The organism is Rhizobium sp. RU35A (assembly GCF_900156005.1).
Taxonomy (GTDB): domain Bacteria; phylum Pseudomonadota; class Alphaproteobacteria; order Rhizobiales; family Rhizobiaceae; genus Neorhizobium; species Neorhizobium straminoryzae.
This window is the reverse complement of the sequence record NZ_FTMR01000008.1, coordinates 56,942-80,864: the sequence shown is the minus strand read 5'-3', so window position 1 is coordinate 80,864 and position 23,923 is coordinate 56,942. Positions and strand designations below refer to the sequence as shown.

Sequence of the window (23,923 nt, the reverse complement as noted above, 5' to 3'; positions counted from 1 at the left end):
GGGTTCGTCAGCCGTGATTGATCATCACGTGCCGGACCACCGTGTAATCTTCCAGCGCATATTGCGACAGATCCTTGCCGTAGCCCGATTGTTTCAGGCCGCCATGCGGCATCTCGTTGACCAGCATGAAATGCGTGTTCACCCAGGTGCAGCCATAGCGCAGGCCGGCGGCCGCCTTCATCGCCTTCGACACATCCTTCGTCCAGACCGACGAGGCGAGGCCGTAGTCGGATTCGTTTGCCCAGGCGATCACATCGTCATCGTCGCCAAACGGCGTCACGGAAACGACCGGGCCGAATACCTCGCGGCGCACGATCTCGTCATCCTGCCGCGCGCCGGCCACCACCGTCGGCTGGTAATAGAAGCCCGGCCCGTCGAACAGCTGGCCGCCGGTGGCAATCTCGATGTGATCGGCTTCAGCAGCACGCTGAACGAAGCTTGCCACGCGGTCGCGCTGGCGCTGCGAGATCAGCGGGCCGATCTCGTTCAGGCTGTCATCGGCATCGGCATAATGCAGCGAGGCGACCGCACTGCTGAGATCGGCAACGAACGTGTCGTAGACGGAGCGGTGGGCGTAGATGCGGCAGGCGGCCGTGCAATCCTGGCCGGCATTGTAGAAGCCGAAGGTGCGGATGCCGGCAATCGCCGCCTCCAGATCCGCATCGCCATGGACGATGACAGGGGCCTTGCCGCCGAGTTCAAGATGGGTGCGCTTGACCGATTTCGCCGCCGCCTGTAGCACCTTCTTGCCGGTGGCGATATCCCCGGTGATCGAGATCATGTCGATACCGGGATGGTTGATCATCTGGTTGCCGACGCTTTCGCCGCGCCCGAGGATGATATTGACCACGCCCTCCGGCAGGATGCCGGCAAGCAGTCTCGCCATTTTGAGTGCCGTCAGCGGCGTCTGTTCCGAGGGCTTGAACACCACCGTGTTGCCGCCGGCAATGGCGGGCGCCAGCTTCCAGGCCATCATCATCAGCGGATAGTTCCAGGGGGCGATCGAGCCTACCACGCCGATCGCGTCGCGGCGGATCATCGAGGTGAAGCCCGGCAGATATTCGCCGGCAAGCGTGCCCTGCTGGTTGCGGATCGCACCGGCAAAGAAACGGTAGCAATCGACAATGGCCGGAATCTCGTCATTGCGCACGGCGTTGATCGGCTTGCCGCAGTTCAGCGCCTCGAGCGCGGCAAAGGCATCCGCATCGGCCTCGATCGCATCGGCGATCTTCAGGAGATAGGCGGAACGCTCGGCGGGTGTGGTGCGCGACCAGCCGGCAAACGCGGTGCGGGCGGCGGCCACCGCCGCGTCGATCTGTCCGGGGCCGGCCTCCGGCAGTTCGGCGATCACGCCTGCCGTGCGGGGGTTCAGGATCTTCTCTTCGCGCTCCTCGCCGGCCACGAAGGAGGAGCCGATCAGCATTTGCGTGTCCATGTCCAGGGGTCCTTTCAGTCTGTTCATTTGCCGCTGCCGGCGGTGTCCTCGCCTTCACGCGTCAGCGCGTAGGCGAGAAGGATCGGCAGAAAGGTGACGAGCACGACGGCCATGGCGACGACATTGGTCACCGGCCGCTCGCGCGGGCGGATGAGTTCCTGAAGCATCCAGATCGGCAGCGTCTGCTGCTGACCGGCGGTGAAGGTGGTGACGATCACCTCGTCGAAGGACAGCGCGAAGGCCAGCATTCCGCCGGCGAGAAGCGCGGTCGCGATATTGGGCAGCACCACATGGCGGAAGGTCTGGAAGCCATCGGCGCCCAGATCGTAGGAAGCCTCGATCAGCGAGACGGAAAGACGGCGGAAGCGCGCCACCGCATTGTTGTAGACCACCACGATGCAGAAGGTGGCGTGGCCGAGCACGATGGTCCAGAAGGAGAAGGGCAATTCCGCAAGACCGAAGGCGGAGCGCAGCGCGATGCCGGTGACGATGCCGGGCAGCGCAATCGGCAGGATGACCAGCAGCGACACCGCCTCCCGGCCGAAGAAGCGCGCCCGCGACAGCGCAGCGGCACACAGCGTTCCAAGCACCAGGGCAAGCAGGGTGGCGATCGCGGCGACCTTCAGCGACAGCATCAGCGCCTGCCACACATCCGGGCGCTCCCAGGTCACCGCCAGCCAGCGGGTGGTGAAACCCGGCGGCGGCCACTGGAAGCTGCGGGTTTCGGTGGTGAAGGCATAGACGAAGATCAGCAGGATCGGCAGATGCAGGAAGAGCAGCCCGGCGGCGGCCGCGATTTTCAGAAGGAGGGGGGCGGTCGACCGGTCAGAGCGCATCGAAAGCTCCCATCTTCCTCGCAAGCCAGAGATAGAGCGCCATGATCAGCATGGGCACCACGGAGAAGGCGGCGGCAAGCGGAATGTTGCCGGCCGTGCCCTGCTGCATGTAGACGGCCTGGCCGATGAACAGGCGCGAGGTGCCGATGATGCCCGGCACGATGTAATCGCCAAGCGTCAGCGAGAAGGTGAAGATGGAGCCGGCGGCAATGCCCGGCAGCGCAAGCGGCAGCAACACATGCCGGAAGGTCGCGCCGGGTGCCGCCCCCAGATCGTGCGAGGCCTCGATCAGACTTGCCGGCACCCGCTCCAGTGCTGCCTGGATCGGCAGGATCATGTAGGGCAGCCAGATATAGACGAAGACGAGGAAGGTGCCGGTGGCGCTGACGGACAGCGAATTGCCCCCCACCACCGGCAGCGACAGCCAGCCGTCCAGCAAGACACCGAGGCCGAGTTTCGCCGCAAGCCAGCTGACGATGCCTTCCTTGGAAAGGATCATCTTCCAGGCATAGATCTTGACGAGATAGCTCGACCAGAGCGGCAGCATGACACCGAGATAGAAGAAGGCCTTCCAGCGCCCCTTTGCATAGCGGGCCGCGTAATAGGCGACGGGAAAGGCGATGATGGCCGACGCAACCGTCACCAGCGCCGCCATGGTGACGGTGCGGGTGATGATGTCGAGGTTCGACGGCCGCAGCAATTCGGCATAGGTCAGAAGCGTGACCTCATGCGTCACCTGTCCGGTGAAATCGTCGATCGAGAAAAAGCTCTGCAGCAGCAGGGAGAACAGCGAGCCGACATAGATCAGGCCGAGCCAGAGGAGTGGCGGCAGAAGCAGCAGCAGGATGAGCAGGTTCGGCCGGCGCCAAAGAAGGCCGGACACGCGGGAGGAGAGGGGTTCTGCGCCGACGACAAGGCTCATGGCGCATCATCCAGCAGATTGAGCGCGCTGCGATCAAAGGAGAGCGTGATCGCGCTGCCCTCGCTCGGCACGCCGACGCCGGCAGGCAGATTGGCGTGCAGCATCTCGCTCTCCACCCGGACAGCCAGCCGGCGGAAGGCGCCGAGGAAACTCGATTGGACCAGCGTTCCCTCCAGCACCAGCCCGTCCTCCCATCGTCCGAGGCGAAGCAGTTCGGGCCGCAGGCTCGCCCAGCGCCGCTCCCCCGTCAGCCGGGCGGTGAGCGCCGGCGGCATAATGTTGGAGGAGCCGACGAAATCCGCAACGAAGCGGCTGCGCGGATTGTGGTAGATCTCTTCCGGCGTACCGGCCTGGACAATCCGTCCCTGATGGAAGACGGCGACGCGATCGGCCATCGACAGCGCCTCGACCTGATCATGGGTGACGAAGATGAAGGTGATGCCGAGCGCCTTCTGCAGCCCCTTCAACTCCTCCTGCATCGCCTCGCGCAGCTTCAGGTCGAGCGCGCCGAGCGGCTCGTCGAGCAACAGCACACTCGGCTTGTTGACCAGCGCACGGGCCAGCGCCACGCGCTGGCGCTGGCCGCCCGAAAGCTGCCCGGTGCGGCGCGCGCCATAGCCGGAGAGTTTTACCAGATCGAGCGCCTCTTCCGCCGCGCGACGCCGGGTTGCCCGATCCACGCCCTTCACCATCAGACCATAGGCGACATTGTCGAGAATGGTCATGTGCGGAAACAGGGCATAGTCCTGAAACACGGTGTTGACGGCGCGCCGCCAGGGCGGCAGTCCCGTCGCATCCCGGCCGTGAATGGCAATCGCGCCACTGGTCGGCTGTTCGAAGCCGGCCATCAGCCGCAGGCAGGTGGTCTTGCCGGAGCCGGAGGGGCCGAGCATGGCGAAAAATTCGCCGGCCGGAATATCGAGATCGACGGCATCGACGGCACGCACGCTGCCGAAGTGGCGCGAGACAGCGCGAAAACTGACGGCTGAAGTCATAGGTCCTCCGCAATGGCCGATGAGGCCACAGGTTCGGGTCAGGCAGGCAGGGGGCTTTATGCGAGCAACTGCCGGATGGCTGGAAAGTGCAGAAGGAGGCGGCGAACCGTCTGCCGATCGGCGCGCCGCCCCGTAGAAAGCCTTACTGGCCGCCCATGACGGCGATGTAGTCGCTCACCCAGCGGCTATAGGGCACGCAGGTTCCCGTTTCGCACTTGGCCACCGGAGTCCGCCAGAACGAGATCTTCTGGAAATTGTCGAAGCCGTTGGTGGCGCAGCCGCTGTCACCCAACAGCGCGTTGCCCTTGCAGGCCGCGGGAACGGCGGGAACGGAGCCGAACCAGGCGGCAACATCGCCCTGCACTTTCGGCGTCAGCGAGTGCTGCATCCACATATAGGCGCAGTTGGGGTGCGCGGCGTTCACATGCATCATCGTGGTGTCGGCCCAGCCGGTGGCACCTTCCTTCGGAATGGTGGAGGCAATCGGCTGCTTGTCCGCTTCCAGAAGGTTCACCTGATAGGGCCAGGAACCGGACGCGACCACACCCTCGTTCTTGAAGTCGTCGGTCTGCACCGTCGCATCATGCCAGTAGCGGCCAACCAGACTGCGCTGCCCCTTCAGAAGCTCGATCGCCGCCTTGTACTGGTCTTCGGTCAGCGCATAGGGATCCTTGATACCGAGGTCCGGCCTGGCGGACTTCAGGTAGAGCGCGGCATCGGCAATGTAGATCGGCCCGTCATAGGCCTGCACGCGCCCCTTGTTGGACTTGCCGTCCGGCAGCATCATCTCCTTGAACACCACCTCCCAGCTCTCCGGCGCCTTGCCGCCGAAGGTCTTGGTGTTGTACATCAGGACGTTCGGCCCCCACTGATAGGGTGTGCCGTAATGGACGCCGCCCACCGTGTGCCACGGCGCATTCTGCAGACGCATGTCGACGCCGGACCAGGTCTTGATCAGGCCGACATTGACCGGCTGCACCTTGCCGCCGGCAATCAGGCGCAACGACGCATCGCCGGAGGCGGTGACGAGGTCGAAGCCGCCCTGGTTCATCAGGGTGACCATCTCGTCGGAGGTGGCGGCGGTCTTCACATTGACCTTGCAGCCGGTCTCCTTTTCGAAGCCGGTCACCCAGTCATAGGTCTTGTCGGTGTCACCGCGCTCCATGTAGCCGGCCCAGGCCACGATATCCACCTGCCCCTCGCCGGGGCCGATTGCGGTCTTCATCTCCGTCGAAAATGCGGGCTGCAGGGTGTTGGATAGCAGAACGACGGCGCTGCTGATGCGCAAGAAGGTCTTCATGATGTTCCCCTGTGTTCGGATTTGCCGATCTTGTTGGAGGGGATGATAACCAGCGCCTTCGGCTTCACAATTTCTTTTATCAAAAGCCCGGTATCGGAAAAACCGAATGCTCTCGTCCCTCGTTATCGGAGCCGCGGCGCGCGCTGGGTCTGGGCCAGAGAAATAAAGTTCTTGAGCGGCTGCGACAGGGTGAGGCCACGACGCCAGACGAGACCGACGTGGATTGCCGGCAGCGAGGCGGAAACGTCCCGCGTCTCGATGCGATCGCCTTCCAGCGACCAGGGCCGGTAGATCATGTCCGGCAGGATGGCAACACCGGCGCCGGTCGCCACAAGGCTGCGGACGGCCTCGACCGAGCGCGTGCGGAAGGCGACCCGCGGCCGCGCGCCGAAGACGGCGAGCAGCTTGCGCGTCGCCTCCTCGATCTCGTCGGTGGTGAGCATGATCAGCGGCTGTTCGGCAATCTGCTCGACGGTGATCGAGGGGAGGGCCGCAAGCGCGTGGCCGGCCGGCAGCCACAGATTGAAGGGCGACATGTCCAGGGTCTCGAACTGTAGCGCCTGCCGGTCGCGCAGATTGTTGAGCAGGATGACCGCCACATCGAGTTCGCCGCCGACCAGCAGGTGCTCCAGGTAGTTGCTCTCGTCCTCGACGGTACCGACCTCGACGCCGGGGAAGGCGCGGCGATAGCGGGCGAGCAGATCCGACAGCACATAGCCGGCGACCAGCGAGGTGACACCAAGTTGCAGGGTGCCGGTCGTCTTTCCGGGATCCGAATCAAAGACCTGCCGCGCCTCGGCGACATTGGCAAGGATCTTCGTCGCGTGGCGAAGAAACTGGTGGCCCTGCTGGGTAATGGCGAGGCCGCGCGGATGCCGCTCGAACAGCGACACGCCCAGATCCCGTTCCAGTTCCTTCACGGCTTCGGTGATCGAGGATTGCGAGATGGACAGGACATGCGCCGCGCCCGACACAGTGCCCTGCTCGGCCACCGCCACGAAATACTGCAACTGCCGCAGCGTGAACGCCATCTGCCCCTCATGCATCGCAGGCCGCCACCGGTGGCCGCTTCACAATCTCTATGACACGGAACCACAAGCGGTTCGAGACGGAGGAAGCCTTGGCCACCGCTCAGCGCGGCGCAAACACATCCACCGATTGGGAAAGCCCCCGCAGCGGAAAACTGCCGACATGCTCGACCTGCGTCTCCAGTTGACCAGCGCGGATGAAGGCTTCCGACATCAGGACGGGGCGATGAACGGTCTTGGTCAGGGTTTCCAGACGGGAGGCGATATTGACGGTCGGGCCGATCACCGTGAAATCAAGACGCGAGGACGAACCGATATTGCCATACATGACATCGCCGCAGTGGACACCGATGCCATAGCGGAGCGCCGGCTGGTTCGCGGCTTCGCGCGATCGATTGAGCCGATCCATCGCGACCTGGACTTCCGCCAGAGCATCGAAGGCGTGCTGGCAGACATCCTCCCCCTCCAGCGGGAAGACGGCCAACAGCCCGTCGCCCATGAACTTGAGAATCTCGCCGCCATGCCGTTCGATCGGTTCGGACAGTGCGTCGAAGCACTGGTTCAGCATGCCGATCACATCGTCGCGTGGCCAGAGGTCCGAAATCTCCGTGAAATTGCGCACGTCGAAGATCATCACGACCGCCGAGAGGGTAACGCCGCTGCCGCGGCGCGTGGCGCCGGCCAGGATCTTTTCCCCCGCATGCGGGCCGACATAGGTGCGAAGCAGGGTACGGGCCAGCGCGTTCTTGATGCGCACCTCGCTGACCAGCGCCAGCACCGGCACCAGCGCCCGCAGAAGGGTGAGATGCTCCGGCGCAAATCCTCCGGGCGCATCGCTGGCAAAGGTTACGGCATGACGCTTTCCCAGCGTGTGCTGCAGCGGCATGGCGAGGTAGTCGGTCAGCCCCTCCTGCCGCAGTTCCGCAAAGATCGGGTAGGGGCGGGCCGGATCATCGACCGTCAGGATCTGATGCACCTCCGCCACGCCATCATGCAGGTCGCGGATCGGGCTCATCAGGAATTCCGGCGAGTTCTCGACGCCATAGTCGACGGTATCGATCTCGGCCTCCGCAAAACCGGTACGCCACAGGATGCGTGCCCCCATCCATTGCGGATGATTGATACGGAAATGCAGGGTGGCGCGCGCCACCGGCACGCCGGCCAGGCGCAGCCGGTCGCACAGCGCGACAAACACGTTGTCGATGAAACGTTCGTCATGCGTCCGGGTCAGAAGCCAGGGCATGATGGTACGGGGATCGGCAACCTCCTTGCCTTCGGTGGTGTCGTGTGCCTCGCCCATGCTATCCCCCGTGAGAAGCGCCATCCGGATATCCGGTCGGTCAAAGAGCCGCCGCATGCGCTCCGACGCGCGCCGGATAGGTGGTCCGGCAGGCGGCTGGGTTCAAGAGGCAAAGTCGGGAGATCGCAGGAATCACCCGTCGGCCCTTTCCCGGAAGGGGCTGCGAACCTTCGGCAATGCACGGCAAAATCAGCCTTGCGGCACAACGCGGATGGACGACGGCGCTGAAAAATAATGTATAAAGAAGAAACAGTTGCCGGAGAAGGAACGGTTCGCCACGGCATGATCACGCAAGCGAGGCAGGGATTGAAGGCAGGCCGGCGATTGGCACGGGGGCAAAAGCGCGACGGTGACGGCGAACGGGGCGGCGCGGGCATCAGCCCGGAGGACATTGCCGACCACAATTCGCGTGTCGTGCTGGCGCTGCTGCGCCGGCACGGTGCGCTGACGCGCCAGGAACTTGCCGGCCATCTGAGCCTCACCGAACCCGCCATCACCGGCATTCTGAAGCGCCTGATTGCAGCGGGCGTGGTGGAGCAGGGTCAGCGCGACGTGGGTGACCGCTACAAGGCGGCCGAGTTTTCACTGGTGGCCGGAAGCGTTCACGGGCTGGGGCTCTGGCTGCGCCCGGACGTGGTGGATCTCGCCCTCGTCGATCTCAAGGGCCATCTCGTCCTGCAACAGACAGTACCGTCCGACAGGCTGGCGGACACAGTCGCCACGATCCGCGACCGGTGTGCCGAAAGCCTCAGCGGCATCGGCATTGCCTGCCATCCAGGCGTCGATGCCACAGAGATTGAGCGGATGCCCACGCTTTCCAATCTGGCGTCCTTCGTGGTCAAGGATGTGGAAGCGGTCGTCACCGCGGAGCGTATTCTCGGTATCGGCGAGCCGGAGGGGGGCTTCGCGGTAATCCTGGTCGATGAGATCGTGCGCGCCGGCCTGATGACGGGCGGGCGTTTCTTTCGCGGCGTGCATGGTCGCGCGGGCGGCATCGGCAGCATGCGACCGGGCCGCGAGGAACTGACGCTGGACGAGGTGGCGAGTGCCGCGGCCTATCAGCGCCATGTTGAGACTTTCGGCGAGGACTTCGCCGAGGACTGGATGCGGCGCGCCGCATCCCGCCTGCTCGATGCGGTGCTTGCGCTTGGCGGCTTCGTCTCCCCCGGGGCTGTCCTGATTGGCGGAAGCCTGCCGGACGCCGTGCTGGACACGGTCATTGCGATGATGATCGCCGAGCGGGAGCGCAAGGGCACCTATTTCGTGCCGGCTTCATGGATCCCGCCCATCCGCAAACTGACCTTTGCGCAATGTGGCGTTGCCCGCGGCGCCGCCCTGCTGCCCTTTATGGAGCTTGCACTGCCGAAGACCCGCTGACCGCAAGGCCGGCCGGCAGCATGACGGTCGACATCGGCACACGGGTCTGCTGGCTTGCATCCGCAGATGGCAGGCACAGGCGATGGGACAGCGGCATGGTGGCCGCCCCGAGCGCTGCGGCATCCTCGGAGATCGCCGTGCGATGCAGCGAGGGCGCCTCCATGCCGCGCCGCCCGATCTCGTCGCGGACATGGTTCAGGAGTTCATCGACCAGCAGCACCGGCAGGCGTCCGCCGATCAGAACCGCTTCCGGATCGACAACCATGCCGATATCGATGATGGCCTCCGCCAGCGTCACCGCAAAGCCCTTCAGCCAGGCGCTGACCCGCGCCCGCCCGGCCGGATCGAGGGTCAGCAGGTCCGAGGGACGGGTGACGGGAATGCCGTTTTCCTTCAGGTGGTGCAGCAGGTGAAACAGCGAATACATGTCACCGATCGGCCGCGTTTCACCGGCAAGCCCTTCCTCGGTGGCGACCACCGGCAACCAGCTGACTTCGCCGCCAAGGCCGCCGGCCCCCTTGTGGCACATGCCGTTGATGACGAGGCTGCCGCCGAGACAGGCGTTGACGAGAATGTAGAAGAAGCTGTCGATCTGTGTGCCGAGACCGTATTCGATCTCGCCAAGTGCCGCCGCATTCGCATCATTGTCGATGAAGACGGGATGGTGGGTGATGCGGGCCAGCGCGGCGCGCACGTCAAAACCGCTCCATTCGCTGTAATGCGCAGGACGTTCGAGGAAATCGACCTCACCCAGCCAGTCGGGAATGGCAAGGCCGATGCCGGCCAGCCGTGGTTCCGGAATGATCTTGCGGCGCAGGAAGGAGGAGATGGCCTCCTCCATCAGCCGGGTGAAATCCTTCGGCAGGAAGAAGCGTTGCTCGTGATGCATGCGGCCGCGGATATTGCCCACCGCATCGACGGCAACGATGGTGAGATGATCGCGGTCGATATTGGCACCGATGGCAAAGACGCCTTCCGGGTCGATTTCCAGTTCGATGGCGGGCTGGCCGCGCAAGCCTTGCCGGCGACGCGCCTCCATCACCAGCCCTTCGTCCAGCAGACGATCAACGATTCGCGTCACCGCCTGCTTGGTCAGCCGCGACTGGCGCGCCAGTTCGGTGCGCGAGATCGGCGCACCGCGATGAATGGCGTTCAGGATGGTCGCACGGTTCTGCGCCGCCGCCTGTTCGCCATTCGAACCCAGATAGTTCAATTCTCTGTCCTTGTTTGTCCACCCGGGACGGTCTGCAACCGCCCCGGGATGATGCTGTAAATTCGCGCCGGACGGAAGAGGTGTTTCAGCGCTTGCGCAGACGCCAGCTCTTCACCTCGAAGGGGCGCAGGGCATCGGCGGGCACATCCGCCATCGGCTCCTCCAGAATGGTGAGCGGCCCTTCGGTCTGCCAGCCCTCCTGTGGCTTGACCTGCAGGGAGCCACGCCGGCCGGCCGGCTCGTAAAGGCGCAGGACAAGACCATCGCCTTCCTCGCTCACCTTCAGCGCGGACAAGGCAGCCGGAATGCCCTCGACCGATACAGGCTGCCATTCTCCGCAGGCAAGGCCTGTCGCCTCGATGGCAAGCAGCGGCTGGTTCAGATCCTCGGCTTCTTCGCGCACGCCTGCCTCATGCCAGCTGCCTTCATGCGGCATCAGCGCATAGGTGAAGGCCTGAGAGCCCTCGTCCGCCAGCGGATCCGGATAGACCGGCGCGCGCAGCAGCGACAGGCCGAGCTGGTTGCCGCGCATCGAATGCCCATACTTGGCGTCGTTGATCAGCGCCAGACCGAAGCCCGGCTCGGCCAGATCGACGAAGCGGTGGGCGGGTGCCTCGAACATCGCGTCGTCCCAGGAGGTGTTGGTATGCGTCGGGCGCTCCACCACGCCATAGGCGCATTCGCAAACGGCGCGGGGGCTGCGCACGGCCACACCCGTCAGCGTGCGCAGGAGCACGCGGCGATCATGCCAGTCAAGCTCGGTGTGGATATCGAGGCGACGGGAATTGGCACCGAGCGACAGCGTCTGGGTGATGGTGGAATCGCGCCAGCGCCGACGGATGCGGATGGCGGCGCGGTGCGGACCGTTCTCCACCAGTTCGATGCTCTCGAAACCGGTGATCTCCTCGGCCTTTTCGGCATAATCGCCTTCCACGTCCCAGGCATCCCAGTTGCGCGGCTTGTCGGCGGGATAGGCAAACAGGCGGTTGCCGCCATCGTCCAGCGCCTCGCGGCCGCTCGGCTTGTGCAGCATGCTGGCAATCGAACCGTCCTCGGCCAGCGTCACCTTCAGCACCTCGTTTTCGAGGCTGCGGGCGGTGGCGACCAGACCGGGCTGCGGCCGAAGGGCAGAGACCGGCAGCACGGCGACGGAGAGCGGCGCAACCACCGTCTGCGCCCGCACGGGGCCGTCTGCCAGATCGAGACGCAGCGGGCGCGGCGACAGCGACGGGTTGACGACCAGCACATGGCCATCGTCACCGGCCGGCAGCTGGGCGCGGATCGCCTCGAGCCCGGCTTTCTGCGCCGCCTTCGCTTCCTCGATGACGCTGCCAAGTTCCGTGCTCGCATCGACATAGACTTCGGCGATGGAGGAGCCCGGCAGAATGTCGTGGAACTCGTTCTTCATCACCACGCGCCAGGCGGGTTCGAGCGATTGCGGACGCGCGCCACCCAGCAGATGGGCAAGGCTTGCGATCGTTTCGGCAGTGATCAGACCGCGCTCCGCCTGGCGGTGCAGGCGCTTCACGTCGCTCTGGCTGGTGAGCGTGGCGCGGTGCAGCTCCAGATAGATCTCACCCTGCCAGACATGCATCTTGCGCGCGGCGGCGGTGGCATGGGCGGCCTCGAAGAAATCCTCGACGCGGCTCCAGCGCGCCTGCGGAATGGCCGGGAAGACCCGCAGCTGTTCCTCGCGCAGGATCATTTCCGGTGTGACGCCGCCGCCGCCATCGCCATAACCGACGCACAGCAACGTGGTGTCGTGGCGATCCTTCTGGCGGAAATTCTTCCAGGTCGGCACGAAGCAGTCGGGCCGCACGAAGCCGTTATAGCCTTCCATCGGATTGTTGAAGGTGTGCGCCAGCACGCGGCTGCCGTCGAGACCCTCCCACCAGAAGAGATCGGCCGGAATGCGGTTCGATTCCGACCAGTTGACCTTGATCGTGAAGAAGCTCTTCATGCCGCCCTGCACCAGAAGCTGCGGCAGCGCGCCAGAGAAGCCGAAGCAATCCGGCAGCCAGCAGATGCTGTGGCGGGCGCCGAAGGTCTTTTCGAAATACCGCTGGCCGTAGAGGATCTGGCGGGCGAGGCTTTCGCCGGTCGGCATGTTGGTATCGGGCTCCACCCAGCAGCCGCCGAGCACCTCCCACTGGCCGGCCTTCACCCGCTCGACGATACGCGCGAGGAGGGCCGGATCGTCTTCCTCAAGCTGCGCATAGTAATGCGCAGTCGACTGGTTGAAGCGGAAATCGCTCGAGCCTTCCATCAGCGACAGCGCGGTGTGGAAGGTGCGGCGCATCTTGCGGCGGGTCTCGCCATAGGGCCAGAGCCAGGCAAGGTCGATATGCGCATGGCCGGTGAGCGCGATCTGGCCCTGCGGCGGAAAGCGCTTCTGAAGTTCGGCAAGCTTTGCCATCAGCGCCGCATAGGCGGCGGCGACGGAGGCGCGCTGCGCCTCGTTCAGGCCCTCCGGGTTCTCCTTGTGCGGCGGCAGCTGCCAGATCCGCTGCTGCATCGTCTCCGGCGCGATGCGGGCCACGTAGTCCGCCGTGGCCGAGGGCCAGTCAAGGCTGTAGAAGCAGGTTTCCGCAGCCTCCAGCAGGTAGGGAACGGCGTCATGGCCGTCGAGCACGCTGACGGCCTCCGCGATCTGGCGCAGCAGCAGCCAGAGCCGGTCGACCTCCTCGTCGATCCAGAACAGTTCCGCCCGTTCCAGGCAGGGCTTGCGGACCGGCTGGCCGAAGGGCAGGCGGGCGACCGTTTCCGTCACAATCGAGAACCCGTGCGAGGGCAGGTGGAACTCGCGGTGATAGGGATCGAGCCCGTAGCTCTTCGCCTGGCCATCGGCGCCGGTGATGCTGATCAGGCTTTCGCCGCCGAGATCGAGATAGAGCCGCACATCTTCCAGAGGCCAATCGGCGGGAACCTCGCCGGAGACGGTGAAGTGTACGGTGCCGTTGCGATGCGGCCAGGCCTCGCGAAGCGCGATCGGGCTGCCGTCGAACTGCCAGCCCTCCAGAGGGCGCGTGGCGCGGGCGCGCCAGAATTGCAGTTCGGCGGTGCGCACCTGGAGCCGTTCGAGGCGCTGGGCAGAAGTCAGTGTCATGGCAAAACTCATATTCGTCGTTGGAAGGGTCAGCCCTTGACGGCACCGGCCGTCAGGGCACCAAGGATCAGCCGCTGGAGCGCCAGGAAGGCGACGATGGCCGGCACCACGGAAACAAGGCAGGCGGCCGCCAGAAGCTGGATGGAAGAGTCGTTCTGCGTACCGGCATACTGGAAGATGCCGACGCCGATGGGGGTGAGCGATTCCTTGGTGATCAGCAGGAAGGGCACGAGGAACTGCGACCAGCCGCCGATCACCGCAATGATGAAGGCGGATGCGATGCCGGGCGTGGAGAGCGGCAGCACCACGCGCAGGAACACGCCGAAGCGGTTGCAGCCGTCGATCATCGCCGCCTCGTCGAGGGCAGCCGGAATGCCGTCGATCGTGCCCTTCAGGATCCAGGTCACCATCGGCACCGAGAGCGCGATATAGACCATGGTCGCGCCGAAATGGCTGTCGGTAAGGCCGATCGAGGCCATGTAGCGGTAGAGCGGCACCATGATGACGAGCGGCGAGATCATCTGCACCGACAGAAGCGCCATCATCCAGGCGCCCTTGCCGCGGAAGCGGAAGCGCGAAAACGCGTAGGCTGCCGGCAGCGCAACGATCAGGCAGCCCACCGCCGACAGGCAGGACAGCTTCAGCGCGTTCCAGAGATAGGCGAGGAACTTGTCCGAGGACAGGATCATCGCGAAATTGTCGAGCGTCGGTGCCTTCGGAATGAAGCGGCTGACACCGAGGAACACTTCCTTGCGGGTGCGCAGCGCCAGCGACAGCAGCCACAGCAGCGGCCAGGCGAAGAAGACGAAGATCACCAGCATGAACAGATAGCTGAACAGATCGCCGATGCGCTCTCTGGTCTTGGCGCTCATCGGTCCTCTCCCTTCGGCAGGAAGGCCGCGTAGACGAGCGCCAGACCAAGGCTGATGACCAGCATCAGGATGGAGAGCACCGCACCGCCGGCAAGGTCGTAATTGCGGAAGACGACATTGAACGTATAGAGCGACAGCACCTCGGTGGAGCGGCCGGGGCCGCCGCCGGTGAGCGAGATGATCGCATCGAAGGTGTTCAGCGTCTGGATGGTGATCAGGATCATGTTGACGAGGATCGCCGAGCGCAGCTGCGGCAGCGTCACATGGAAAAGCCGCTGCGGCGCGCTGGCGCCATCGACGGCGGCGGCCTCATACAGCACAGGATCGATCGCCTTCAGCGCGGCATACATCACCACCATGGAAAAGGCAGTGCCGCGCCAGACATTGGACATCACAACGGACCACATCACGAGGTCCGGATCGGACAGCCATTGCACCGGCATGGCGCCCAGCATGCGCAGCACGCTGTTGAGACCGCCAAAGGGCGCTTCGTTGAACAGCATCTTCCAGATGATACCGCCGGCAATGCCGGGCACGACCCAGGCAATCAGCGCAGTGGTGCGCACAATCGTCGTGCCGAACAGACGCCGCTTTTCGCCGCGCACCACGACGAGCGCAATCGCCAGCCCGAACAGCTGCTGGGAAAACACGCTGGCCAGGGTGAAGATCGCCGTGACGCCGAGGATGCCCGGAATTTCCGGCCGCGCCAGCGTCTGCGTGAGCGTCGCGAAGGTGTAACCGCCCTCTTCGCCGAGCAGCGTCGCGCGGGTCAGCGCCAGCCGGAACACGTCGAAGACGGGGTAGAGATAGAACAGGCCGAGCACGAGGATCAGCGGCAGCAGCCAGGGCGCGACCCGTGGCCGCGTCTGCCGGCGGCGGGCAAGGGCGCCCGCATGCGCAACGGTGGCGATTGCTGTGGTCATGGCGGTCATCCAGTCGGGCAATGCATGGAAGGGGAAGGGCGGGCCATGTCCAAGCCCGTCCTCCCGTCGTCATGTCGCCGTCAGAGGCGCTTGAAGGCATCCGTGGCGGCCTTGAAGGCATCGTCCACGGCAGCTTCGGTCGGCTGCGAGCCGGTCAGGACCTTGCCCATCATGATCTGGATCTGGTTGGAGATTTCCGGATAGACCGGCGCGCCGGGGCGGGCCTGACCCACCTTCAGTGCCGCCGCAAAGGCCTTGTTCGCCTCCGTCGCGAAAACCGGATACTTGTCATAGAGATCGGCGCGGGTCGGCAGATGCTCCTGCAGGGCATTGGCCGGGCCCATATAGATCTCGCGGGCCAGATTGGCGCACATTTCCACCTTGGCCGGATCCTTGGAGAAGGACGCGACCGTCCAGCCGCCGGTGCCGGTGGAGCGCTGTTCCTTCGTCGGGCCGGGCAGCATCGAGAAGGTCCAGTTGGCGAAATCGCCGGCGTCGAGCGTGCTCTTCAGCTGGGCGAGCTGCCAGTTGCCGCCGACGAACAGCGCGGTGGTGCCGGCCGCGGCAGCGGCATTGAAATCGTCGTAATTGCCGATGGTCGCCACGCGTTTCGGTGCCGCGCCGCTTTCCACCAGACCGCGGTAGTAATTGACCGCCTTGACGAACTTGGCACGGTTCTCGCCCTCGCCGAAGATCGGCTTGCCGGCATCATCCACCAGCTTGCCGCCTTCCGCCCAGAAATTGGCCAGCCAGTCGAAGGTCGTGCCTTCGAAGCGGCCGCCATTGAACAGGATGCCTTCCATGCCCTGCTTGACGGAGGCAAGGGCTGCCGTCTTCGTGTCGTCCCAGGTCTGCGGCGCCTCGGCAATCACGGCCTTGTTGCGGTAGAGAACGCGCAGGTCGGTCGCCCACCACCAGGCATAGATCTTGCCGTCCGTGCCGGTAATGCCCTCGCGGATGAAGGGGAAGAGCTGGTCGATTTCGTCCTTGTTGAAATAGGGCGCGAAGGACTGCAGCACACCGGACTTCTTGAACAGCGGCAGCACGAAGGAATCGACGGCGGCGCAATCGGGGGCATTGCCGGACTTCGCCTGCTCCAGGAGGCGGGCCTGTTCCTGGCCGATATCGCCCGACATCATCTGCAGTTCGACCTTCCAGCCAGGATGGCGCGCCACATACTCGCGGAACAGCTTGCCGTAACCATCGGCAACGGCCGGATCGTTGTTGCGCGGGCCGTCCGTCGTCATGCGAAAGGTCAGCGTCTTCGGCGCATTGTCCGGGCCGACCGTATCGCCGGTAATCGTATTGCCTGCGGCGATCGCCGGCAGGGCAACGCCCAGCGCCAGCACGGCGGCGAGGCTCGTCAAGGATGCGGTTCTCATCATACGGGTTCTCCTCCCTCGAAAACGGCCGGTTCACCGGCCTTGTGGCGCAGGAAAACGCGCAGGCGACCTTGGGCCACCCGATCCGCTCCTCCCGGCACCAGCGACCCGCCCGTCTCCTCAACAACGGTCTTTGCAGGTCACGGAAAATAGATTAAATCACTTTTGTTTTGTGTCAAGCGCCAGCCTGGGAGGAAAACATGGCACAGGTCGAAATCGCCGCTCTGCGCAAGAGCTACGGCGCGCTGGAGGTGATCCACGGAGTGAATGTGTCGATTGCCGACGGGGAATTCGTAGCGCTTGTCGGCCCCTCCGGCTGCGGCAAATCCACGCTTCTGAGAATGGTGGCGGGGCTGGAGGAGATTACGGGCGGGGATATCAGCGTCGACGGCAAGCTGATCAACGATCTTGCCCCGCGCGACCGCGACATCGCCATGGTGTTCCAGAACTACGCGCTGTATCCGCACATGACGGTGGCGAAGAACATGGGCTTTGCCCTGAAGCTGCAGGGGCTTTCGACGGGCGAGATCGACCGGCGGGTGAAAGCTGCCGCCGGCATTCTCGATCTCGATGCCTATCTTGGCCGCAAGCCGGCAGCGCTCTCCGGCGGCCAGCGCCAGCGTGTCGCCATGGGCCGCGCCATCGTGCGGGCGCCGAAGGTGTTTCTGTTCGACGAGCCGCTGTCCAACCTCGACGCCAAGCTTCGCGTGCAGATGCGCGCGGAAATCCGCGAGCTCCAGAAGCGGCTTGGAACCTCCACCATCTACGTCACCCACGATCAGGTGGAGGCCATGACCATGGCCGACAAGATCGTCGTGCTGCAGCAGGGGCGGGTGGAGCAGATCGGCGCGCCGCTCGATCTCTATCATCGCCCGGCCAATCTCTTCGTCGCCACCTTCATCGGATCGCCGCAGATGAACCTGATCACCGGCGAGGCCGCCGCGCATCTTGGCGCAACGACGCTCGGCATCCGCCCGGAGCATCTCGTCGTCTCCGGCGAGGGAGAGGGCTGGAAGGGTCGCATCCTTTCGGCCGAATATCTCGGCAGCGATACCTATCTCGACGTGGACACCGAAACGGCCGGTCGCCTGCAGGTGCGCACCGAGGGCGCCTTTGCTCCACGGCCGGGCGATACGGTGTGGCTGAAGCCGGCAGACGGTCACATGCACCGCTTCGATGCGGAGGGCCGCGCGCTGCGATCCTGAACGGCAGGATGCCGCCATGCGCTTCCTTGCCGCCGTGCGCTCGCCCACCGATATGCGCCTGGATCGCCGCAACGTTCATTATTTGAGAACAGTGCGGCGATCATCGTTTCTATTTCAATAAACAAAAGAGGGGCTATCTTCGCGTCATGGCGATGCCGCAACGGCATCGCCCCCGATACAGGGAGCAGCCAAATGACGCTCATCCACGAAAACATGTCGCGCGGCCACACCGATACCGGCTGGCTGAACAGCTACCACACCTTTTCCTTCGGCGGCTTCAAGGACCCGACCCGCATGGGGTTCGGCGCGCTGCGGGTGATCAACGAGGATCGCATCGCCCCGGGCTCCGGCTTCTCCGAGCATGGCCATGCGGATATGGATATCCTGACGCTGGTGCTGTCGGGCAGGCTGCGCCACGCGGATACGCTCGGCAATACGGTGACGATTGCGCCAGGCGAAGCCCAGCTGATGCACGCCGGCTCCGGTGTCAGGCATTCGGAAATGAACGCCTCCGCGAAGGAACCGGCGCATTTCCTGCAGATCTGGCTCATTCCGGAAGCACGCGACCTGCCGCCGCGCTACCAGCAGGCGAGCTTGCCCGATGCCGCCACGAGCCGCGACTGGACGACGATCGCCGCTCCCGTCGGCGCGGGCGCACCGCTGGAGCTTTACTCCGAGACGCGGCTTTCTCTGGCAAGGCCTGCAGCCGGTGACCGGCTCACCATTCCACAGCATCCGGGTCGTCTGACCTTCCTGCACATCATCGAAGGCCTCGCGATGGTCGATGGCGAAAGGTTGACCGGCGGCGACGGTATCCAGCTCGGCGCCGATGCGCTGCCGGATCTCGAATGGATCACCGACGGCCAGGCGCTGCTGTTCGACATGCGCCGGTGAGGTTCAAACACGAAAAAAACTGCCCGGCGCGGACGCGCCCGGCAGCTTTTCATCCGGGGCAGCAGGGCCTGCCGGAGAGCAGCCCCGATCAGCGGTGAGGCTTTGGCCGTTCCATCGCGATGAAATGGCGGACCAGCGGTTTTATTTCGCCCTGATGGAAGGCAAGCGCTGCGGCCTGCAGGTCGGCATCCGCCTTGGAAACCCGCCGGTGCTGGCGCAGATGCTCCGCCCAGGATTCCACGAAAAACCATTCGAGCACGATGGTCGGATCGGCTGAATCCTCCGTCACGCCCCAGCTATAGGCACCGTCGCGCTGCCTCTCATGCGCAAGACGGGAGAGCGCGTGCAGGAAGCCCGTCCGGTGCTCGGGATCGATGCGGTATTCCACCGTGATCAGCACCGGCCCGCGATCATGCGCGACGGGGGCGGCCAGCAGCGGTTCCGGCCAGTGGCGGGAGGGGACCAGATCCGCCTCGCCGCGCGGCAGCTTGACCCGGTGCATGGCAAGCCCCGCCACCAGCAGGCCGAAGGCGGAGATCAGCAGCGCCGGCGCAATGCCGGTTGCTTCTGCCACCACGCCCCAGCCGAGGCTGCCGCCGGCCATCGCGCCATTGAACACGGTGAGATAGATGGCAAGCGCCCGGCCGCGCACCCAGTTCGGCAGGATGGCCTGCGCCACGCCGTTCAGTGTCGTCAAGGCCACGATCCAGCCCATGCCGAGGAAGAGCAGCACCACGGGGGCGAGTGCCTGCGGCGGGCGGAAGGCGAGGATGACCATCACGGCTGCGGTGACGATGGCAGAGAACAACAGCAGTCCGTCCGCATCGAGCCTGCGCCGCAGGGCCGGCAGAAGCAGGGCGCCGCCGATCGCACCGAGGCCGATGGCCCCCAACAGCAGACCGTAATAACCGGCACTGCCGTTCAAGAGATTGCGGGCCACGAGCGGCAACAGCGCCCAGACCGCACTCGCAAAGGCGAAGAAGACGATGGCGCGCAGCAGCACGATGTGAAGATCATGGCTGGCGCGCGCATAGCGCAGGCCGGCGCGGAAGGCGCCGGTAAAATTTTCCTTCAGCACATCCGCATCGCTGTGCGGACGCTTCCACCAGACAAGGGCCGCGACGACGAAGACGTAGCTTGCCACATCGGCACCATAGGTCACGGAAGCCCCGAAGCCGGCGAGCAGCAAGCCGCCGAGTGCCGGACCGACGGCGCGGGCAATGTTGATGCCGAGGGAGTTGAGCGCGACGGCGCTTTTCAGCACCTCGCGCGGCACGAGTTCCGGCACCACCGCCTGCCAGGCGGGTGCGGCAAGCGCCGCCCCGATGCCGCCGAGAAAGGTCAGCCCGATCAGTGCCTCGACGGTGAGCAGGTCCAACGTCGCCAGCGCCATCAGCGTCAGACTGACACCGGCCAGCAGAAGCTGCACGCCGATCAGCAGCCGGCGACGATCGAAAATGTCGGAAAGCACGCCGGCCGGAATGGCAAGCAGAAAGAAGGGAAGTGTCCCTGCTGCCTGAATGGTGGCGACTGCCGCCGGCGCTGCCGACAGATCCGTGACGAGCCAGGAACTGGCCACGTCGCGGATGAAAGTGCCGGTATTGCCGAGGATCGTCGCGATCCACAGCACGGCGAACACGCTTTCGCCAAGGGCTGCAAATGCGCCACCCGCATCCTTTTCGTTCGATGCCGATGCCATGGCAACCTCCGTGTCTGGTCAGGAAGAAGCCCCGACCCGGCACGAGGCCGGGCCGGAGCCGCAGGTGTCGTCAGGAAATGAAGGCCAGAACGTCGGCGTTGAACTTTTCCGCCTCGAGCTGGGCAAGACCATGCTGACCGCCCTTGTAGACCTTCAGCGTGGCATTCTTGACGATCTTCGCCGACTTTTCCGCGGACGCCGCGATCGGCACGATCTGGTCGTCATCGCCATGAATGATCAGCGTGGGGCATTCGATCTTCTTGAGGTCATCCGTATAGTCGACCTCGGAGAATTCATGGATGCAGTCGTAATGACCCTTGATCGAGCCCAGCATGCCCTGCAGCCAGAAGGTATCGCGGAAGCCCTGGTTGTCCTTGGCACCCTCGCGGTTGAAGCCGTAGAAGGGCGTCGTCAGATCCTTGAAGAACTGCGAGCGGTCAAGGGCCGTGCCCTTGCGGATGCCGTCGAACACCTCGATCGGCGTGCCCTCGGGGTTGTTCGCCGTCTTCAGCATCAGCGGCGGAACGGCGCCGACCAGCACGACCTTGGCGACGCGGGCATTGCCGTGGCGGCCGATGTAATGGACCACTTCGCCGCCGCCGGTGGAATGGCCGATCATGATCAGGTTCTTGAGGTCGAGCGTCTCGATCAGTTCCGCCAGGTCGTCGGCATACTGATCCATGTTGTTACCCTGCCAGGGCTGATCGGAGCGGCCGTGGCCGCGGCGGTCATGGGCGATCACCCGGAAGCCGTTCTGGCCGAAGAACAGCATCTGTGCGTCCCAGGCATCGGCCGAAAGCGGCCAGCCATGCGAGAACAGGATCGGCTGACCCGTGCCCCAGTCCTTGTAAAAGATCTTGGTTCCGTCCTTGGTTTCGATGAAGTTCGCGGTCATCGGATTGGCTCCATTGGTGGCGGTTGTGGTGGATTTCGAGTGTGCGAGGCCAGGCATGGCCATCGCGGCGGAAAGCCCCGCGCCGGCCATCAGGGCCTGCCGGCGGGAGAGGAGAAGATGAAGATGCGGCGTCATGGTGCTTGGCCCTTGTTTGGTGCTGGTAGCGTCAACGCGACGCGGATCGCGGGGTGGCGGCGTCCGACGCCGCCACGTAGAGGAAGGCCCCCATCAGGCCGAGATGTTCGAAGAAGGCGTTCATCGCCATGGATTGCTCCGGGCCTGCGGGGATTTCCCAGAAACGCAGGGCGATGAAGGTGGCAGCCAGCGTGAACGCCGCCAGCGCCAGTGCGCCCACCCGGCGCCAGACGCCGGAAATCACCAGCGCCGACATCGCCAGTTCGAAAAGGATGACTCCGACGGCAAACAGCGGCGCCGGCAGAAGCCCGAAATGGCTCATTTCCGCCTGAGCGCCCTGAAAATCGAAGATCTTGACCAGAGGTCCCTGGATATAGGCCGAGCAGAGCCCGACCAGCGCCAGAAAACGGAGGGCAGGGGAGGTGAGCCAGTGCGGCGCATGCGGCTTCGAGGGGTGGCGCAACATCGTCGTCATGATCTCCTCACACCGCCCAGCAGGCGCAGCCCAGTGCCCCGAAGAAGCCCTTCAGGTCGCTGATCGGAAGCCGGGACGTCCAGGCACCGGCATGGTCGTGGCCGTGCACGTTGCAATCATTGGTGCAGCCGCACGTCGCAATCGCCGTGCGGCGAAGCGAGTGGCGACCAGCCCCGTCCGGTTCTCCCCAGGCCGCATAGCCGCCGAAGCTGCGCACCGGAGACCAGTCAGGCATGGCGGGCGGCACGTCATTCTCGTCGAGCGCCTTGAAGTCACCCGCGCCGTAGACGATGCGGCCACCGACCAGGGTCAGGTCGGAGGTGAGGAAGGAGATCTCGTCTTCGGCACAGGCGAAGAAGTCCTTGCTGGGCACGACCAGATCCGCGAACTGGCCCTTCTCGATCCGCCCCTTCTTGCCCTCCTCGTTGGAGAACCAGGTGACGTTTTCCGTCCACATGCGCAGCGCCGTCTCGCGGTCCAGGCAGTTGGCGCGCGGGTAGAGCTGCATGCCGCCAACCGTCTTGCCGGTGATCATCCAGGCAAGCGAAACCCAGGGGTTATAGGAGGCGACGCGGGTGGCATCCGTGCCGGCCGACACCTTGACGCCCTTTTCCAGCATGCGGGCGATCGGCGGGGTCGCTTCCGCTGCCCCATGTCCATAGCGCTCCACGAAATATTCGCCCTGATAGGCCATGCGATGCTGCACCGCGATGCCGCCGCCCAGCGCCGCAATGCGGTCGATCGACTGGTCCGAAATCGTTTCGGCATGGTCGAAGAACCAGTTCAGTCCTTCCAGCGGAATATCCTGGTTGACCCTCTCGAACACATCGAGCGCCCGCGAAATGGTTTCGTCATAGGTCGCGTGCAGGCGCCAGGGCCAGCGGTTCTCTGCCAGAATCCGCACGACCCCCTCCAGTTCGCCCTCCATCTCCGGCGGCATGTCGGGGCGCGGTTCGCGGAAATCCTCGAAATCGGCGGCGGAAAAGACCAGCATTTCGCCGGCGCCGTTGTGGCGGAAATAGTCGTCGCCCTGCTTGTATTTCACCGAGGCCGTCCATTTCAGGAAGTCGTCCTTCTCCTGCTTCGGCTTCTGGGTGAAGAGGTTGTAGGCAAGGCGCACCGTCATCTGGCCTTCGTCGGACAGCTTCTGGATGACGGCATAGTCATCCGGATAGTTCTGAAAACCGCCGCCGGCATCGATCACGCCGGTGACCCCCAGCCGGTTCAGTTCGCGCATGAAGTGGCGCGTCGAATTGACCTGGTAGTCGAAGGGCAGCTTTGGTCCCTTGGCGAGCGTCGCATAGAGAATGCCGGCATTGGGCCGCGCCAGAAGCAGGCCCGTCGGATTGCCGTTGGCATCACGCGTAATCTCGCCGCCCGGCGGGTTCGGCGTGTCGCGCGTGTAGCCGACGGCCCGGAGCGCTGCGCCATTGAGCAGGGCCCGGTCATAGAGATGCAGCAGGAAGACCGGCGTCTCCGGCGCCACCGCATTGATCTCCTCGATGGTCGGCAGGCGCTTCTCGGCAAACTGATGTTCCGTGAAGCCGCCGACGACGCGCACCCATTGCGGCGCGGGCGTGATCGCCACCTGCCGCTTCAGCATGTCCATGGCGTCCGCCAGGCTGCGCACGCCGTCCCAGCGCAGTTCCATGTTGAAGTTCAGGCCACCGCGCACGACGTGGGTATGGTTGTCGATGAGGCCGGGCAGCACCCGCTTGCCCTTGAGGTCGACGATCCTTGTCTCCGGGCCGGCATGCGCCATGATCTCGTGATCCTGGCCGACGGCCAGAAACAGGCCATCCTTGATGGCGACGGCGGAGGCCGCGGGATTGCTCCGGTCGAGCGTGGTGATGAGACCGTGGTGCAGGATGAGATCGGCAATCATGCGAACATCTCCGGGAAGGGGAGCGGCAGGCGCCGCCGGAAGCAGG

The 23,923-nt window shown here is 64.7% G+C and carries 19 protein-coding genes; 3 read left to right on the top strand and 16 right to left on the bottom strand.

Annotated features, from left to right (window positions below; translation table 11 throughout):
- Positions 1–7: 7 nt before the first annotated feature.
- The 7 genes from F3H95_RS18055 to F3H95_RS18025 form a co-directional block, all read right to left on the bottom strand.
- Positions 8–1,435 carry a gamma-aminobutyraldehyde dehydrogenase gene (locus F3H95_RS18055; RefSeq protein WP_149747013.1) on the bottom strand — a complete coding sequence of 476 codons (1,428 nt, stop codon included), beginning with the start codon at positions 1,433–1,435 and terminating at the stop codon, positions 8–10.
- A gap of 23 nt (positions 1,436–1,458) precedes the next feature.
- The gene (locus F3H95_RS18050) at positions 1,459–2,271 is read right to left on the bottom strand and encodes an ABC transporter permease (RefSeq protein ID WP_149747012.1); all 813 of its coding nucleotides are present in this window, start codon (positions 2,269–2,271) and stop codon (positions 1,459–1,461) included.
- Complete coding sequence (locus F3H95_RS18045) at positions 2,261–3,193, bottom strand: ABC transporter permease (RefSeq protein WP_149747011.1); 933 nt, start codon at positions 3,191–3,193, stop codon at positions 2,261–2,263. The genes F3H95_RS18050 and F3H95_RS18045 overlap by 11 nt, the downstream gene beginning before the upstream one ends.
- Positions 3,190–4,188 (bottom strand): ABC transporter ATP-binding protein, encoded by a 999-nt coding sequence (locus F3H95_RS18040; protein WP_149747010.1) that lies wholly within the window; start codon positions 4,186–4,188, stop codon positions 3,190–3,192. The genes F3H95_RS18045 and F3H95_RS18040 overlap by 4 nt, the downstream gene beginning before the upstream one ends.
- 142 nt (positions 4,189–4,330) lie before the next feature.
- Complete coding sequence (locus tag F3H95_RS18035) at positions 4,331–5,488, bottom strand: ABC transporter substrate-binding protein (protein WP_149747009.1); 1,158 nt, start codon at positions 5,486–5,488, stop codon at positions 4,331–4,333.
- 122 nt (positions 5,489–5,610) lie between these two features.
- Positions 5,611–6,519 carry a LysR substrate-binding domain-containing protein gene (locus tag F3H95_RS18030; RefSeq protein WP_149747008.1) on the bottom strand — a complete coding sequence of 303 codons (909 nt, stop codon included), beginning with the start codon at positions 6,517–6,519 and terminating at the stop codon, positions 5,611–5,613.
- A gap of 100 nt (positions 6,520–6,619) precedes the next feature.
- On the bottom strand, positions 6,620–7,816 hold the full coding sequence (locus F3H95_RS18025) for an adenylate/guanylate cyclase domain-containing protein (protein WP_244618070.1): 1,197 nt from the start codon (positions 7,814–7,816) through the stop codon (positions 6,620–6,622).
- A gap of 324 nt (positions 7,817–8,140) precedes the next feature.
- Between F3H95_RS18025 and F3H95_RS18020 the strand changes: the two genes are divergently transcribed.
- On the top strand, positions 8,141–9,193 hold the full coding sequence (locus F3H95_RS18020; protein WP_244618064.1) for a MarR family transcriptional regulator: 1,053 nt from the start codon (positions 8,141–8,143) through the stop codon (positions 9,191–9,193).
- On the opposite strand, the gene F3H95_RS18015 is transcribed toward F3H95_RS18020, so the two are convergent.
- The 5 genes from F3H95_RS18015 to F3H95_RS17995 form a co-directional block, all read right to left on the bottom strand.
- Positions 9,162–10,406, bottom strand: a complete 1,245-nt coding sequence (locus F3H95_RS18015) for an ROK family transcriptional regulator (protein WP_149747005.1) — start codon at positions 10,404–10,406, stop codon at positions 9,162–9,164. The two genes, F3H95_RS18020 and F3H95_RS18015, sit on opposite strands and share 32 nt — an antisense overlap.
- An 85-nt stretch (positions 10,407–10,491) precedes the next feature.
- Complete coding sequence (locus F3H95_RS18010) at positions 10,492–13,512, bottom strand: glycoside hydrolase family 38 C-terminal domain-containing protein (RefSeq protein ID WP_149747004.1); 3,021 nt, start codon at positions 13,510–13,512, stop codon at positions 10,492–10,494.
- 29 nt (positions 13,513–13,541) lie between these two features.
- Positions 13,542–14,384, bottom strand: a complete 843-nt coding sequence (locus tag F3H95_RS18005; protein WP_143127431.1) for a carbohydrate ABC transporter permease — start codon at positions 14,382–14,384, stop codon at positions 13,542–13,544.
- Positions 14,381–15,316 (bottom strand): sugar ABC transporter permease, encoded by a 936-nt coding sequence (locus tag F3H95_RS18000; RefSeq protein ID WP_244618063.1) that lies wholly within the window; start codon positions 15,314–15,316, stop codon positions 14,381–14,383. The genes F3H95_RS18005 and F3H95_RS18000 overlap by 4 nt, the downstream gene beginning before the upstream one ends.
- Before the next feature lie 71 nt (positions 15,317–15,387).
- Positions 15,388–16,689, bottom strand: coding sequence for an extracellular solute-binding protein (locus tag F3H95_RS17995; RefSeq protein ID WP_149747128.1), 1,302 nt, complete (start codon positions 16,687–16,689; stop codon positions 15,388–15,390).
- Between the two features lie 200 nt (positions 16,690–16,889).
- On the opposite strand from F3H95_RS17995, the gene ugpC reads away from it, so the two are divergent.
- Both ugpC and F3H95_RS17985 read left to right on the top strand, forming a co-directional pair.
- Positions 16,890–17,894, top strand: coding sequence for a sn-glycerol-3-phosphate ABC transporter ATP-binding protein UgpC (gene ugpC / locus F3H95_RS17990; RefSeq protein ID WP_149747002.1), 1,005 nt, complete (start codon positions 16,890–16,892; stop codon positions 17,892–17,894).
- Positions 17,895–18,086: 192 nt separating this feature from the next.
- Positions 18,087–18,788, top strand: coding sequence for a pirin-like bicupin family protein (locus F3H95_RS17985; RefSeq protein WP_149747001.1), 702 nt, complete (start codon positions 18,087–18,089; stop codon positions 18,786–18,788).
- A gap of 88 nt (positions 18,789–18,876) precedes the next feature.
- Here F3H95_RS17985 and F3H95_RS17980 read toward each other — a convergent pair whose 3' ends face one another.
- The 4 genes from F3H95_RS17980 to F3H95_RS17965 form a co-directional block, all read right to left on the bottom strand.
- Complete coding sequence (locus tag F3H95_RS17980; protein ID WP_149747000.1) at positions 18,877–20,487, bottom strand: MFS transporter; 1,611 nt, start codon at positions 20,485–20,487, stop codon at positions 18,877–18,879.
- Positions 20,488–20,557: 70 nt separating this feature from the next.
- Complete coding sequence (locus F3H95_RS17975; protein WP_342782421.1) at positions 20,558–21,382, bottom strand: alpha/beta hydrolase; 825 nt, start codon at positions 21,380–21,382, stop codon at positions 20,558–20,560.
- Positions 21,383–21,548: 166 nt separating this feature from the next.
- Positions 21,549–21,983, bottom strand: a complete 435-nt coding sequence (locus F3H95_RS17970; RefSeq protein WP_244618069.1) for a DoxX family protein — start codon at positions 21,981–21,983, stop codon at positions 21,549–21,551.
- Positions 21,984–21,999: 16 nt separating this feature from the next.
- Entirely contained in the window at positions 22,000–23,877 is a 1,878-nt protein-coding gene (locus F3H95_RS17965; protein WP_149746998.1) for an amidohydrolase, read from the bottom strand.
- Positions 23,878–23,923: the final 46 nt, after the last annotated feature.

Bases quoted from the DNA above. Each gene is read 5' to 3' on its own strand.
- F3H95_RS18055 (WP_149747013.1), bottom strand. From the start codon at position 1,435: ATGGACACGCAAATGCTGATCGGCTCCTCCTTCGTGGCCGGCGAGGAG.
- F3H95_RS18050 (WP_149747012.1), bottom strand. From the start codon at position 2,271: ATGCGCTCTGACCGGTCGACCGCCCCCCTCCTTCTGAAAATCGCGGCC.
- F3H95_RS18045 (WP_149747011.1), bottom strand. From the start codon at position 3,193: ATGAGCCTTGTCGTCGGCGCAGAACCCCTCTCCTCCCGCGTGTCCGGC.
- F3H95_RS18040 (WP_149747010.1), bottom strand. From the start codon at position 4,188: ATGACTTCAGCCGTCAGTTTTCGCGCTGTCTCGCGCCACTTCGGCAGC.
- F3H95_RS18035 (WP_149747009.1), bottom strand. From the start codon at position 5,488: ATGAAGACCTTCTTGCGCATCAGCAGCGCCGTCGTTCTGCTATCCAAC.
- F3H95_RS18030 (WP_149747008.1), bottom strand. From the start codon at position 6,519: ATGGCGTTCACGCTGCGGCAGTTGCAGTATTTCGTGGCGGTGGCCGAG.
- F3H95_RS18025 (WP_244618070.1), bottom strand. From the start codon at position 7,816: ATGGGCGAGGCACACGACACCACCGAAGGCAAGGAGGTTGCCGATCCC.
- F3H95_RS18010 (WP_149747004.1), bottom strand. From the start codon at position 13,512: ATGACACTGACTTCTGCCCAGCGCCTCGAACGGCTCCAGGTGCGCACC.
- F3H95_RS18005 (WP_143127431.1), bottom strand. From the start codon at position 14,384: ATGAGCGCCAAGACCAGAGAGCGCATCGGCGATCTGTTCAGCTATCTG.
- F3H95_RS18000 (WP_244618063.1), bottom strand. From the start codon at position 15,316: ATGACCGCCATGACCACAGCAATCGCCACCGTTGCGCATGCGGGCGCC.
- F3H95_RS17995 (WP_149747128.1), bottom strand. From the start codon at position 16,689: ATGAGAACCGCATCCTTGACGAGCCTCGCCGCCGTGCTGGCGCTGGGC.
- ugpC (WP_149747002.1), top strand. From the start codon at position 16,890: ATGGCACAGGTCGAAATCGCCGCTCTGCGCAAGAGCTACGGCGCGCTG.
- F3H95_RS17985 (WP_149747001.1), top strand. From the start codon at position 18,087: ATGACGCTCATCCACGAAAACATGTCGCGCGGCCACACCGATACCGGC.
- F3H95_RS17980 (WP_149747000.1), bottom strand. From the start codon at position 20,487: ATGGCATCGGCATCGAACGAAAAGGATGCGGGTGGCGCATTTGCAGCC.
- F3H95_RS17975 (WP_342782421.1), bottom strand. From the start codon at position 21,382: ATGACCGCGAACTTCATCGAAACCAAGGACGGAACCAAGATCTTTTAC.
- F3H95_RS17970 (WP_244618069.1), bottom strand. From the start codon at position 21,983: ATGTTGCGCCACCCCTCGAAGCCGCATGCGCCGCACTGGCTCACCTCC.
- F3H95_RS17965 (WP_149746998.1), bottom strand. From the start codon at position 23,877: ATGATTGCCGATCTCATCCTGCACCACGGTCTCATCACCACGCTCGAC.